Here is a 12,553-nt window from a genome sequence, read left to right on the forward strand (position 1 = left end):
CAGGTATCGCACCAGGACGGCGATGGCCCAGTTGGTGCTGAGATTACCAGCAGTTCATTCCTGGTTCGGCACTCGCGGACGTGCTCCGGAGGTGTCGGTGGTCCCATCCGGGGAGCCGGACCCGACCCTGTCCGCGGGCTCGTCGGCCCCGGCGTCGGCCCCGGTCCGGTCGGTGGTGCCGGCGGCGTCGTCGCTGGTGGCGTCGTCCGCCCGGCCCTGCAACAGGGCCGGGTCCTCGCGCATGTCCGTCCCCGGCTCCGGGCGCCGGACGACCAGGAACACGACGGCGGCCAGGAAGACCACGATGGAGGTCAGCACGTTGATGCGCAGCCCCAGCACGTGGTTGGCCGGGTCGATCCGCAGCATCTCGATCCAGCCACGACCGAGGGTGTAACCGGCGACGTACAGCGCGAAGACGCGACCGCCGCCCAGCCGCCACCGGCGGTCGGCCCAGACGATGAGCGCCGCGACGCCGAGGTTCCACAGCAGCTCGTACAGGAACGTCGGATGGTAGGTGCCGCAGAGGATCTCGGGGGTGGCCTTGACCCAGGAGGTGTCGTACTCGCAGACCGCGCCGGCGCCGGGCGCGACCCCGGCGGCCCCGCCGGGGGTGCGGACGAAGACCTCCAGCGCCCACGGCACCGTGGTGGGCGAGCCGAACAGCTCCTGGTTCCAGTAGTTGCCCAGGCGTCCGATGGCCTGGGCGACGACGAGACCGGGCGCGATGCTGTCGGCGTAGGCGCCCAGCGGCACCCCGTAGCGCCGGCAGCCGATGTAGGCGCCCAGCGCACCGAAGGCCACGGCACCCCAGATACCGAGGCCGCCCTCCCAGATGGCGAACGCGCGCCAGGGGTTGCGGCCCTCGCGGAAGTACAGCTGGTTGTCGGTGACGACGTGGTAGATCCGGCCGCCGACGATGCCGAACGGCACGGCCCATACCGAGATGTCGGTGACGAGTCCGGGCCGTCCACCCCGGGCGACGAAGCGCTTGTCGCCCCACCAGATCGCCACCACGATGCCGGCGATGATGCACACCGCGTAGGCCCGCAGGGGCAGCGGACCGAGGTGCCAGACCCCCTGGGCGGGGCTGGGGATGAACGCGAGGTCGGTGGTCGTCACGGACGGCTCCCGGCGGCCCGACGGCTCATCGCGCGGTGCCGGTGGCGAGCTCCGCGGTGAGGGCCCGGACCGCCTCGGTCGCAGCGGCCGGATCGGTGCTCGAACCGGCGGCACTGACCAGCGCCGAGCCGACGATGACCGCATCGGCGTAGGCACCGATCTCGCGCACCTGGGCCGCGGTGCGGACCCCGAGCCCGACGCCGATGGGGGTGTCGGTGACGGTGCGGCACCGCTCGACCAGGGCGGGAGCCGCCGAGCCGACGGAGTCCCGGGCGCCGGTGACGCCCATCGTGGAGGCCGCGTAGATGAACCCGGTGGCCGAGGCCGCCGTGATGGCGATGCGCTCCAGCGGCGACGACGGTGCGACCAGGAAGATCGAGTCGATGCCGTGCGTGCGGCTCGCGGCCAGCCATTCGGCCGCCTCGTCGACGATGACGTCCGGCGTGATGACGCCGAGTCCACCGGCGTTGGCGAGGTCGCGTGCGAACCGGTCCTGGCCGTACGCCAGCACCGGGTTGAAGTAGGTCATGACGACGGCGCGGCCGCCGCGGTCGGCGATCGACTGGACGATCTCGAACAGGTGCGTGATCCGGAAACCGCCCCGGCGGGCGGTCTCGGCGGCGTTCTGGATGACCGGACCGTCCATCACCGGATCCGAGTACGGGAACCCGACCTCGACGAGATCGCAACCACCGTCGATCATCGCCCCGAACAGCGCCTTGGACTGCTCGATGTCCGGGTAACCGCCGGGCAGGTACCCCACCAGGGCCGCGCGGTCGGCCGCGCGGGTGTCGTCGAACATCGGCTGCAGCCGCGAGGTCGCGGCGGGGGCGGTCGATCCGGGCACGTGGGGTGCGGTCACAGCTTCTCGCCCTCGCCCTCGGCGCGGATGTCCGACGGCGGCTGCGGTGCGTGCGGGTCGCCCAGGCCGAAGTACTCCATGGCGGTGCCCATGTCCTTGTCGCCCCGGCCGGAGACGTTGATCAGCACGATGCCGCCCTTGCCGATCTCCCGGGCCAGGTCGATGCCGCCGGCGATCGCGTGGGCGGTCTCGATGGCCGGGATGATGCCCTCGGTCCGCGACAGCGTCTTGAACGCCTCCATCGCGGCGGTGTCGGTCACCGGACGGAACTCGGCGCGGCCGATCTCGGCCAGGTGCGAGTGCTCCGGTCCGACACCCGGGTAGTCCAACCCGGCCGAGATGGAGTACGACTCCACGATCTGGCCGTCGTCGTCCTGCATCAGGTAGGTGCGTGCGCCGTGCAGCACGCCGATCTGGCCGCCGCTGATGGTCGCCGCGTGCCGACCCGAGTCGACACCGTCGCCGCCCGCCTCCAGCCCGACCAGACGGACGTCGGCGTCGTCGAGGAAGGCGTGGAAGATGCCGATGGCGTTGGAGCCGCCCCCGACGCAGGCCGCGATCGCCGACGGCAGTCGGCCGGTCAGGTTCAGCACCTGCTGGCGTGCCTCGAGGCCGATGATGCGGTGGAAGTCGCGCACCATCATCGGGAACGGGTGCGATCCGGCGACCGTGCCCAGCAGGTAGTGCGTGGTGTCGACGTTGGCGACCCAGTCCCGGAACGCCTCGTTGACGGCGTCCTTGAGCGTGGACGAACCGGAGTCGACAGGGACGACCGTGGCGCCGAGCAGCTTCATCCGCGCCACGTTGAGGGCCTGCCGCTCGGTGTCGACACGGCCCATGTAGATCACGCACTCGAGGCCCAGCAGCGCGCACGCGGTGGCGGTGGCGACCCCGTGCTGGCCGGCGCCGGTCTCGGCGATGACCCGGGTCTTGCCCATCCGCTTGGTCAGCAGCGCCTGGCCGATGACGTTGTTGATCTTGTGGGACCCGGTGTGGTTGAGGTCCTCGCGCTTGAGCAGGATGCGGGCTCCGCCGACCATCTCCGACAGCCGCTCGGCGTCGGTGATCGGGCTGGGCCGACCGGAGTACGTCTCCTGCAGCCGGTCGAGCTCGGCCAGAAATTCGGGGTCGAAGCGGGCCTTGTCGTAGGCCTCGGAGAGTTCGTCGTGCGCGTGCACGAGCGCCTCGGGCAGCCACCGGCCGCCGAACGAGCCGAAATAGCCGCGGCCGTCGGGGTCGTGGGGGGTGCCGGTCAGGCCGTCCGACGGGCGGGGCAGCCCGTCCGCCCGGCGGGCACGGCCCGTCACCGGGTGCTTCGGGGCGCGCGGGACGTCGGTCGACAAGTCAGTCATCGTCAGTTTCGGTTTCAGCGGTTGCGGCTGGGCCGCGGACACGACGGGTGGGAACCGGCGGTCACCAGGTCGGCGACCGCGGCGCGGGGATCGGGTGCGGTGACCAGACCCTCGCCGACGAGGATGGCGTCCGCGCCGGCCCCGGCGTAGGACATCAGGTCGGCGGGACCGCGGACGCCGGACTCGGCGATCTTGAGGACGTCGCTGGGCAGGCCCGGGGCGATCCGGGCGAAGACGTCGCGGTCGACCTCGAGGGTCTTGAGGTTCCGGGCGTTGACGCCGATGACCTTGGCGCCGGCCTCCAGCGCCCGGTCGGCCTCCTCCTCGGTGTGCACCTCGACGAGCGCGGTCATCCCGAGGCTCTCGATGCGGTCCAGCAGGCCGTGGAGCACGTTCTGCTCCAGCGCCGCCACGATCAGCAGGACGAGGTCGGCGCCGTGGGCGCGGGCCTCGTGCACCTGGTACGGGCCGACGATGAAGTCCTTGCGCAGGACGGGGATGTCAACGGTGGCCCGGACGGCGTCCAGGTCGGCCAGCGAACCGCCGAAGCGGCGTCCCTCGGTGAGCACGGAGATGACGCGTGCCCCGGCGGACTCGTACAGACCGGCCAGTGCCGCCGGGTCGGGGATGTCCGCCAACGCGCCCTTGGACGGGCTGGACCGCTTGACCTCGGCGATGACGCCGACGCCCGGTTGACGGAGCGCGGCGAGCACGTCGACGGCCGGAGCTGTCCGCGCACTGCGCGCCTTGACCTCGTCGATCGGGCAGGCGGCCTGGCGTTGCGCGAGGTCCTGCCGTACTCCGTCGAGGATCGAGTCGAGCACGGTTGACAACTCCGCCTCCTTCGGTCGCACCTTCGGACCCATGCTAGCCGCCCTCACGGCGCGGTCTCGCCACGTGGGGTGCCCTGCTCCGGCGCCCGATCGGCGCGTCGCGGGTCGGTCGCGGTGATCGGATCGCGGGCCGGGTCGAGGGTGGGGTCGCGGTCCGCGTCCAGGTCCTTCCACATGTCCAGCGACGGGTCCTCGCTGCCCGTGGCGCCGCCGGCGGGCGCCCCGGACCGTTCGTACCGCGCCCCGAGGGCCTTCGCCCGGACGCGGCCGGTGAGGACGGCGAACCCGGCGACGACCAGCACGACGCCGCCGAGCGTGGCGACGAACGGGCCCAGCGGCCGGATCGTGACGTCGACGAACTGCACCGAGGAGGTGTCCGGGAACAGCACGTCGGCCGGCTCCCGCAGCAGACCCCGGACGCCGAACCAGCCGACACCGAGACCCAGGAGCGTCGTCACCGCGCCGACGGCGCGGCGCAGCGCTCCGCGGGCGGCCAGCAGCGCTCCCAGTGCGGCGAGCGACGCGGCCGCCAGCGGGACCAGTGCCGGTGCGACCCGGGCGCCGGTGGCCGTGACGTCCAGCGGTCCGCGGAGATCGTCGGTGCCGGTGGCCGCCGCCCAGGTGATCGCGGCCGAACCGGCGGTCAGGGCCGCCCCCAGCGCGATCAGACCCAGGACGGTCCCGGAGCGCAGTGGCCTGCGGACCTTGACGTAGCCCCTGTGGGTCCTCACCGGGCGGCTCCGGACACCCCGACCGGTCGCATGGTGCCGGCGGCGGCGACCGCGTTGATCACGGCGGCGGCCTTGTTGCGGCACTCCGCGTCCTCGCTGGCCGGCACCGAGTCGGCGACGACCCCGGCCCCGGCCTGTACGTGCACCCGCTCGCCGCGGACCAGCGCGGTCCGGATGGTGATCGCCGTGTCGGCGTCGCCGTGGAAGTCGAGATACCCGACGATGCCGCCGTACACGCCGCGGCGGGCCGGCTCGAGGTCGTCGATGATCTGCATGGCCCTGGGTTTGGGTGCGCCCGACAGGGTCCCGGCCGGGAAACAGGCGGTCAGCGCGTCGAACGCGGTGCGGTCGGCGTCCAGGAGACCGGTGACCGTGGAGACGATGTGCATGACGTGGCTGTACCGCTCGATGGTGAAGAAGTCGACGACCCTGACGGTCCCCGGGCGGCACACCCGGCCGAGGTCGTTACGGCCGAGATCGACCAGCATCACGTGTTCGCTGCGTTCCTTCTCGTCGGCCAACAGGTCCTTGGCCAGCAGGACGTCGTCCTCCTCGGTGGCGCCGCGGGGGCGGGTGCCGGCGATGGGGTGCATGGTGACGTGGCCGTCCCGCACGGTCACCAGCGCCTCCGGCGACGACCCGACGATCGCGGTGGGGACGCCCGCGTGGGGGCCGTCCTCGGCCGCGGGGAGCTGCAGCAGGTACATGTACGGGCTCGGGTTGGTCGCCCGCAGGGTCCGGTAGATGTCGAGCGGGCCCGCCGTGGTGTCCATGTCGAAGCGCTGCGAGACCACGATCTGGAAGGCGTCACCGGCCCGGATGTGTTCCTGCGCGATCTCCACCGATCGCTGGTACTCCGCCGAGCTGGTGCGGCGGGTGACGTCACCCGCCACCCGCTCGAACACCACCACCGGCGGCGGCGACACCGTGCCCAGGGCCTCGGTCATCGCGTCCAGCCGCGCGACGGCGTCGTCGTAGGCCAGCTCGACCCGTTCGGGTGAGTCGTCCCAGTTCAGCGCGTTGGCGATGAGCGTGACGGTGCCCTCGTGGTGGTCGAGGGCGGCGATGTCGGTGGCCAGCAGCATCGCCAGTTCCGGGATGCCGAGCTCGTCGGGGGTGTCGCCGGTGATCTTCTCCAACCGCCGGACGATGTCGTAGCCGAGGTAGCCGACCATCCCACCGGTGAGGGGCGGCAACCCGGCCCAGGGTTCGGTGTGCAGGAACTTCAGCGTGTGGTCGAGCACCGCGAGCGGGTCACCGCTGGTGCGGACCCCCTGCGGCGGAGTGCCCAGCCAGCGCGCCTCGCCGCCGCTCTCGGTCAGCACGGCGGCCGAGTTGACCCCGACGAACGACCAGCGCGACCACGATTTGCCGGTCTCGGCGGACTCGAACAGGAACGTCCCCGGACGTCCGGCGGCCAGCGTCGCGTACAGACCGACGGGGGTGAGGGAGTCGGCGAGGAGCACCCGGGTGACCGGGATGACCCGCCGGTGGGCCAGTGCGACGAAGTCCTCGCGGCTCGGCAGCGTCGCTCCGAGTGCGGTCGCCGGGGGCCGTTGCTGGTCGGACATGGCCCTCATTGTGCCGGTTCGGACACGGTGCGTTGACCGTCGCGGGGCGCGCCCGGAGCGGCGGGACGCGGCCGGGTCACGCGATAGGGTCGCCCGCGTGATCAGCATGCTGGACCTGGAACGCATCGCCGCGCGGGGCTGGCGGGGTACCGGCACCGCCACCCTCGGCGACTGGTTGCTGCGCGCCGGCGGCGGGTTCACCGGCCGGGCGAACTCGGTCCTGGTGCTCGGCTCGCCCGGCGTCGCGCTGCCGGCGGCGATGGCCCGGGTCGAGGCCTTCTACGGCGAACACGGGCTGCCGCCGATGTTCCAGATCCCGTTCGTGCCGGAGCGCACCGACGACGAGCCCATCCGCACCAGCCGGGCGCTGCAGAGCGCCGGCTGGCGCGCGTTCAACGAGACCACCGTGCTCGTGGCGTCCCTCAAGGCCGCCCAGAGGTCCTTCCCGGGCAGTGATCTCGGCGAGTTCCGGCACGCGGCGGAACCGTCCGCGGAATGGCTGGCGGGCTACCTGTACCGGGGCCGTCTCCGTCCGCCGGGCCGGCCGCTGCCGGCGGCGGCGGTGGCGGTGCTGACCAACGCCGACGGACCGGATTTCGTCAGCCTGCACGCCGACGGCGAGCAGCTCGGGGTGGCCCGCGGCGTCCTGGTGGACGACTGGCTCGGTGTGACCGCGGTGACCGTCGCCGAGCGGCACCGGCGCCGTGGCGTGGGGACCGCGCTGATGGCCGAGCTGGTCCGCTGGGCGGCCGACCGGGGCGCGACCCATGCCTACCTGCAGGCTGACGCGGCCAACACCGCGGCGCTGAAGATGTACCGGCGGGGCGGGTTCAAGGAGCACCACCGCTACCACTACCTCTCCTACGCCGACTGACGGGCACCACCGCGGGCCACGCTCACCGCGACGCGGTGGACGCCGACGGACGCACACCGGGCAGGCGACGCGCCGCGGCGTCAGCGCGGTCGGCGGTCAGCAAACGTCCGCGGTCGGCAGTCGTCCGCGACCAGCAGTCGTCCGCGGTCGGCAGTCGTCCGCGACCAGCAGTCGTCCGCGACCAGCAGTCGTCCGCGGTCAGCAGTCGTCCCCGGTCGGCAGTCGTCCCCGGTCGGCAGTCGTCCGCGGTCGGCAGTCGTCCGCGGTCAGCAGTCGCAGGAGCAGCAGCCGTCCCCACCACAGCAGTCACAGCAGTCACAGCACCCGCCGCAGTCGGTCCCGGAGCCACAGTTGCCACAGCCGGCCGGGTGCTGCCGTCCGGTGCAGGGGTTCTCGTGGTCGGCGCAGCAGGCGTACCCCGTGCAGTACACGCCGATCCACGGCAGCAGCGCCGACCGGACGGACCGTCGCTGTGCGGCCTCGGCGAACTCCGGCGGTGGAGGCGGGGGCGCCGGGTCCGCTGACGGCGGCCGCAGGTCGGGGTCCTCCGGCGGGTTCTCCCCCGGTGCCGCCGGCGGCGGGCCGGGTGCGGCGGTGTGGGCGGCGGCCGTCCGTGCGGGGTGGGCGGCGAACGCCGTGTGCAGCGCACGGTGCGTCCCGTCCACGAGCAACGCCCGGACCAGCCGCGGGTCGTGCAGGGTCAGCCCGTCGACGCCGTGCCGGACGAGCCGGACCAGGTCGGCGCACCGCCGGCGGACCTCGTCCAGACCGGTTCCGGTGGCCGTCACCGGGTTGAAGGCGCCGGCGCGCCGATCGTCCTCGAGGTCACGCACCGCGTCGAGCAGGTGCGCCAGTGTACCGAACGCCTCGCCGATCGCCCGCAGCGGTTTCGCGTTCGCCGGACGTCCGGCCAGCACGGCCGACGCGGCGAACACCCGTCCGCAGGCGCGGGCGGTGGGCGCGGTCACGGCGTCCAGCGGGTCACCGGAGCGCACCCGGGCTTCGATGGCGGGCTGGGCCGCGAGGTCGGTGAGCAGGTCGACAGCGCCGAGGGCGGCCGCCATCTCGCCGTCGCCGAGCGCCCGTCGGCGCAGCGGCCGCTGCAGCCGCCCGGCGGCGTACGTCCGGAGCCCGACGCCGCCCCGTCCGTGCCCGCCCAGTCCGAACCGGACCTCCCCGACCACGTCCGCGGCCTTCGCCGCAGCCAGGGTGAGTGACGCGGTGGCGGCCAGCCGGACGCTCGCGTCGGTGGCCGGCACCACCGCCGCGGAGCGCATGCCCCGGAGCGGGCACGGACCCGCCACCGACCGCGCCGCGGGGCCGGGGTACTGCGCCTCGGTCAGTACCGACACCAGCACGGCATCGGTGTTGTTCAGCACCCGGGACAACTGACCGGAGCCGTCCCGCAGCGTCAGGCAGACACCGCACAGATGCGCCTGCCACCGGGCGAACAGGTCCGCGTCGAGCGTGCCCGGACACGCGTGGACGATCCCCAACATGGCCGACATCCCACCACGACCGGCCCGGCGGCGCCCGGGGAACGGCGCCGTGACGACGGCACCGTGACGACGGCGCTGTGCGACGACGCCGTGACGACGGCGCTGTGCGACGACGCCGTGACGACGGCGCTGTGCGACGACGCCGTGACGACGGCACTGTGCGACGACGCCGTGACGACGGCACCGTGCGACGACGCCGTGACGACGGCACTGTGACGACCGGGGCGCCGTGACGACGACGCCGTGACGACGTCATCACGACGGACCCTGACGGCGACACCACTAGCGGCCGGGCTCCCGACGGCGGCCTGTGCCACCGGGACGACGGCGACCCGTCCGGGGCGGTCGGTGCACGGTCCGGGCGGACGGCGGGCCGGGACCCGCCGCGCGCTCAGTCCAGCGTGAGGACCCGGTCGTCGAAGCAGGTGCGCGAGCCGGTGTGGCAGGCCGCACCGGTCTGATCGACCGAGACCAGCAGGGTGTCGCCGTCGCAGTCGTAGCGGACCTCGACGACACGCTGGGTGTGCCCGGAGGTCTCACCCTTGACCCACTGCCGTTGCCGGGACCGCGAGAAGTACGTCGCCGTGCCCGTCGTCAGCGTCGCGCGGACGGCCGCGGCGTCCATCCACGCCACCATCAGCACCTCGAGGGTGTCGTACTGCTGCGCCACCGCGCAGACCAGGCCGTCTTCGTTGAACGCGATCTCGTCGAGCTTCATCGGACGCTCACCCCCGCCGCCGCCAGGTCGGACTTGACCTCGGAGATCCGGAAGGTGCCGAAGTGGAACACCGATGCGGCCAGCACCGCGTCGGCGCCCGCGGCCACCGCCTCCGGGAAGTGGTGCAGCTGCCCGGCTCCGCCGGAGGCGATCAGTGGCACCGACACCGCCCGCCGCACCGCGGCGAGCATGTCCACGTCGAACCCGGCCTTGGTGCCGTCGGCGTCCATGGAGGTCAGCAGGATCTCGCCGGCGCCGGCCCGTTCGGCCTGCCGGGCCCAGTCGACGGCGTCGATGCCGGTGCCCTGCCGGCCGCCGTGGGTGGTGACCTCGTAACCGGACGGGACGTCGAGGGTGCTGCGCCGCGCATCGATGGCGATCACCACGCACTGGGAGCCGAAGCGGCGCGCGGCCTCAGCGAGGAACTCCGGCCGGGCCACCGCGGCCGAGTTGATGCTGACCTTGTCCGCGCCGGCGCGCAGCAGCGCGTCGATGTCGCCGACCTCGCGGACGCCACCCCCGACGGTCAGCGGGATGAACACCTGCTCCGCGGTCCGCCGGATCATCTCGTAGGCCGACGCCCGGTTGGAGCTGGTCGCGGTGATGTCGAGGAAGGTCAGCTCGTCGGCACCCTCCGCGTCGTAGAGCCGGGCCATCTCCACCGGGTCGCCCGCGTCCACGAGATCGACGAAGTTGACCCCCTTGACCACCCGGCCGTTGTCGACGTCCAGGCAGGGGATGACGCGCGTCGCGACCGCCACGGCGGGCGGCTCAGCCGGCGACCGCGGCGACCGCGGTCAGCGCGTCGGGAAGGGTGAACGCCCCGGCGTACAGCGCCTTGCCGACGATGGCGCCCTCGACGCCGTCGCCGAACAGACCGGCCAGGGCCCGGAGGTCGTCGAGGCTGGACACGCCGCCGGAGGCGACCACCGGGGCCGACGCCGCTTCGCAGACCTGGCGCAGCAGGTCGACGTTGGGACCCTGGAGGGTGCCGTCCTTGGTGACGTCGGTGACCACGTAGCGCGAGCAACCCTGCGACTCCAGGCGCTCCAGCACCTCCCAGAGGTCACCGCCGTCCTCGGTCCAGCCACGGGCGGCCAGCGTCGACCCGCGGACGTCGAGTCCGATGGCGATCCGGTCGCCGTGCTCGGCGATGATCCGCGCGCACCAGTCGGGGTTCTCCAGCGCCGCGGTGCCGATGTTGACGCGGGTGCAGCCGGTGGCCAGCGCCGCGGCCAGCGAGGCGTCGTCGCGGATGCCGCCACTCATCTCGACCTTGATGTCGAGGGTGCCGACGACCTGGGCCAGTAGTTCCGCGTTGCTGCCGCGCCCGAAGGCGGCGTCCAGGTCGACCAGGTGGACCCATTCGGCGCCGTCCCGCTGCCACGCGAGGGCGGCGTCCAGCGGTGAGCCGTAGTCGGTCTCGGTGCCCGCCTGTCCCTGGACCAGGCGCACGGCCTGGCCGTTGGCGACGTCGACGGCGGGGAGGAGTTCGAAAGTCACGGTTGTTCACCCTAGTGCGCGACGCGCGCCTGCCCGGACGGCTCCACGACCCGCGCGGGCGGCATCCGCGCACCGGGGGCGCGCCGCGGCACGGACGCGGACCTGCCGCGCACCCGGTGACGGGTCCGACCCGGATCGCGAGGTCACCGACGGCTGGTCGGTGCACCGTTCGCCGGACACGGGGCGCGCACCCGCCCTACCCTGTTCGGGTACCACCGGCCCGGATCCGGGTAGACCGGGTGCCGAACGGATGCGCGGGATCCCCCTGAGGAGGGAGTCAGGTTGGCTGTGCGTGACTGCGTCGAATGCGGCGCCCCCGTCGCCGGGGACCGCTGCGACGCGTGCGGAGCCGCCCGTCCCGCCGTCGCCGCACCGGTCGCCGCGACCACGCCGCGCCTCGGCCACGGTGGCGCCGTCGTGGTGCCGGTCGAGGACGACGACGACGATCCGGACGCGCTCCGGACCGCCGAGCAACCGTGGCACCCCTTCGAGCAGCCGAGCTGGCTCGACGCCGCCGCCGATCCCCGCCACGTGGCCCCCGGTGGGTTCGCCGGCAGCGCCGCCGACGGCTCGGACGTCCTGGGTGTCGGCACCTGGCAGGTCGGTCAGGAGGCCGTCGTCGAGGAGGAACGACGCCGCTCCTGGTTGCTCGGCGCGCTGGCCGGGGTCGCGGTCGTCGTCGTGCTGGCCGCCGTCGCCTTCTTCGCGCTGGGCGACCGGAGCTCGGCCACCCCCGGAACGCCGCCCCCGGCCCCGGTGACCGCGGCGACGGTGTCCGCCACACCGACCGCCGCCTCGCCGGCGCCGACGTCCGACACCGAGCCCACGCCGGACCGGACGCCGGTGGCATCCCCGACCACCGCGGCGACCCCGGCGCCGGTCTCCACCGATCCGACCGCCGACCCGATGGGCGGCCCAGCCCGCGACATCGCCTGCGCGCCCGGCTACGTCGTGCAGATCGCGTCCGCCGGCGACGACGCGGCGTTCGTCGCGCGGGTCGCCGAGCTGCGCGCGGCGGGCCGGCTGCCGCCAGAGGTGGCGGTCGCCCGTACGGCCACCTCGTGCGCCATCTTCGCCGGCCAGAGCAACAGCATCGTGCTGTACGCGGGGCCCTACGCCGCACCGTACGACGGCTGCCCGGCCCGGCTCGCCGGGGCGGCCGACTCCTTCGTCAAGGGCACGACGCCGGAGACGGCCACCGAGTACGTCTCGTGCCTGTGCCCGGCGCAGGTGGTGACGGTGCCGACGCTGGACGCCGTGGGCCAGACCGACGTCTGGGTGGGTGAGTTGCAGCGGGTGCTGGGCAACCGGCTCGACATCCCGATCCTGGACCTCGCCGGGAACTGGGGCACCTACACCGAGTCCACGGCCGAAGCGGTCCGGCAGTTCCAGACGCGCACGAACCTGCCCGTCACCGGCACCGTCGACGCCGGTACCTGGCAGGCGTTGCAGCAGGCCGGCTGTTGACGGCGGGCCCGGACCGCACGACGG

The 12,553-nt window shown here is 73.6% G+C and carries 13 protein-coding genes; 3 read left to right on the forward strand and 10 right to left on the reverse strand.

Annotated features, from left to right (window positions below; all coding sequences use genetic code 11):
- Window positions 1–54 precede the first annotated feature (54 nt).
- From lgt to DB033_RS06215, 6 genes are read right to left on the reverse strand one after another with little or no spacing between them, the layout of a single operon-like run.
- Complete coding sequence (lgt, locus tag DB033_RS06190) at window positions 55–1,119, reverse strand: prolipoprotein diacylglyceryl transferase (protein WP_111765911.1); 1,065 nt, start codon at window positions 1,117–1,119, stop codon at window positions 55–57.
- A 25-nt stretch (window positions 1,120–1,144) separates the two neighbouring features.
- Entirely contained in the window at window positions 1,145–1,921 is a 777-nt protein-coding gene (trpA, locus tag DB033_RS06195; RefSeq protein WP_111767288.1) for a tryptophan synthase subunit alpha, read from the reverse strand.
- A 56-nt stretch (window positions 1,922–1,977) separates the two neighbouring features.
- Window positions 1,978–3,333, reverse strand: coding sequence for a tryptophan synthase subunit beta (gene trpB, locus DB033_RS06200; protein WP_111767289.1), 1,356 nt, complete (start codon window positions 3,331–3,333; stop codon window positions 1,978–1,980).
- A gap of 14 nt (window positions 3,334–3,347) precedes the next feature.
- Complete coding sequence (gene trpC / locus DB033_RS06205; protein WP_338066258.1) at window positions 3,348–4,166, reverse strand: indole-3-glycerol phosphate synthase TrpC; 819 nt, start codon at window positions 4,164–4,166, stop codon at window positions 3,348–3,350.
- Between the two features lie 44 nt (window positions 4,167–4,210).
- On the reverse strand, window positions 4,211–4,897 hold the full coding sequence (locus DB033_RS06210; protein ID WP_157970539.1) for a Trp biosynthesis-associated membrane protein: 687 nt from the start codon (window positions 4,895–4,897) through the stop codon (window positions 4,211–4,213).
- The gene (locus DB033_RS06215; RefSeq protein WP_170315480.1) at window positions 4,894–6,477 is read right to left on the reverse strand and encodes an anthranilate synthase component I; all 1,584 of its coding nucleotides are present in this window, start codon (window positions 6,475–6,477) and stop codon (window positions 4,894–4,896) included. The genes DB033_RS06210 and DB033_RS06215 overlap by 4 nt, the downstream gene beginning before the upstream one ends.
- Before the next feature lie 97 nt (window positions 6,478–6,574).
- Here DB033_RS06215 and DB033_RS06220 point away from each other — a divergent pair, with 97 nt between their 5' ends.
- Window positions 6,575–7,342, forward strand: a complete 768-nt coding sequence (locus DB033_RS06220) for a GNAT family N-acetyltransferase (protein WP_240615875.1) — start codon at window positions 6,575–6,577, stop codon at window positions 7,340–7,342.
- Window positions 7,343–7,608: 266 nt separating this feature from the next.
- Here the strand turns inward: DB033_RS06220 and DB033_RS06225 are convergent, their stop codons facing one another.
- On the reverse strand, window positions 7,609–8,850 hold the full coding sequence (locus DB033_RS06225; protein ID WP_205843678.1) for a DUF5685 family protein: 1,242 nt from the start codon (window positions 8,848–8,850) through the stop codon (window positions 7,609–7,611).
- 54 nt (window positions 8,851–8,904) lie between these two features.
- Here DB033_RS06225 and DB033_RS20595 point away from each other — a divergent pair, with 54 nt between their 5' ends.
- Window positions 8,905–9,057: a hypothetical protein gene (locus DB033_RS20595; RefSeq protein WP_157970540.1), complete on the forward strand. Its 153-nt coding sequence runs from the start codon at window positions 8,905–8,907 to the stop codon at window positions 9,055–9,057.
- A gap of 175 nt (window positions 9,058–9,232) precedes the next feature.
- On the opposite strand, the gene hisI is transcribed toward DB033_RS20595, so the two are convergent.
- Genes hisI through priA form a run of 3 tightly spaced genes read right to left on the reverse strand, consistent with a single transcriptional unit; the run spans window position 9,233 to window position 11,062 of the window.
- Complete coding sequence (gene hisI / locus DB033_RS06230) at window positions 9,233–9,559, reverse strand: phosphoribosyl-AMP cyclohydrolase (RefSeq protein WP_111765915.1); 327 nt, start codon at window positions 9,557–9,559, stop codon at window positions 9,233–9,235.
- A complete protein-coding gene (gene hisF, locus DB033_RS06235) occupies window positions 9,556–10,320 on the reverse strand; it encodes an imidazole glycerol phosphate synthase subunit HisF (protein WP_111765916.1) in 765 nt (254 codons plus the stop codon). Before hisF ends, hisI begins: the two co-directional genes overlap by 4 nt.
- Window positions 10,321–10,330: 10 nt before the next feature.
- Window positions 10,331–11,062 (reverse strand): bifunctional 1-(5-phosphoribosyl)-5-((5-phosphoribosylamino)methylideneamino)imidazole-4-carboxamide isomerase/phosphoribosylanthranilate isomerase PriA, encoded by a 732-nt coding sequence (priA, locus tag DB033_RS06240; RefSeq protein ID WP_111765917.1) that lies wholly within the window; start codon window positions 11,060–11,062, stop codon window positions 10,331–10,333.
- Between the two features lie 288 nt (window positions 11,063–11,350).
- Between priA and DB033_RS06245 the strand changes: the two genes are divergently transcribed.
- Entirely contained in the window at window positions 11,351–12,529 is a 1,179-nt protein-coding gene (locus DB033_RS06245) for a peptidoglycan-binding domain-containing protein (protein ID WP_111765918.1), read from the forward strand.
- Window positions 12,530–12,553 lie beyond the last annotated feature (24 nt).

It is taken from the genome of Nakamurella deserti (assembly GCF_003260015.1).
GTDB classification, from domain to species: domain Bacteria; phylum Actinomycetota; class Actinomycetes; order Mycobacteriales; family Nakamurellaceae; genus Nakamurella; species Nakamurella deserti.

Coding starts and splice junctions, on each gene's coding strand:
- trpA (WP_111767288.1), bottom strand. CDS start 1,921: ATGTTCGACGACACCCGCGCGGCCGACCGCGCGGCCCTGGTGGGGTAC.
- trpB (WP_111767289.1), bottom strand. CDS start 3,333: ATGACTGACTTGTCGACCGACGTCCCGCGCGCCCCGAAGCACCCGGTG.
- DB033_RS06215 (WP_170315480.1), bottom strand. CDS start 6,477: ATGAGGGCCATGTCCGACCAGCAACGGCCCCCGGCGACCGCACTCGGA.
- DB033_RS06220 (WP_240615875.1), top strand. CDS start 6,575: ATGCTGGACCTGGAACGCATCGCCGCGCGGGGCTGGCGGGGTACCGGC.
- DB033_RS06225 (WP_205843678.1), bottom strand. CDS start 8,850: ATGTCGGCCATGTTGGGGATCGTCCACGCGTGTCCGGGCACGCTCGAC.
- hisI (WP_111765915.1), bottom strand. CDS start 9,559: ATGAAGCTCGACGAGATCGCGTTCAACGAAGACGGCCTGGTCTGCGCG.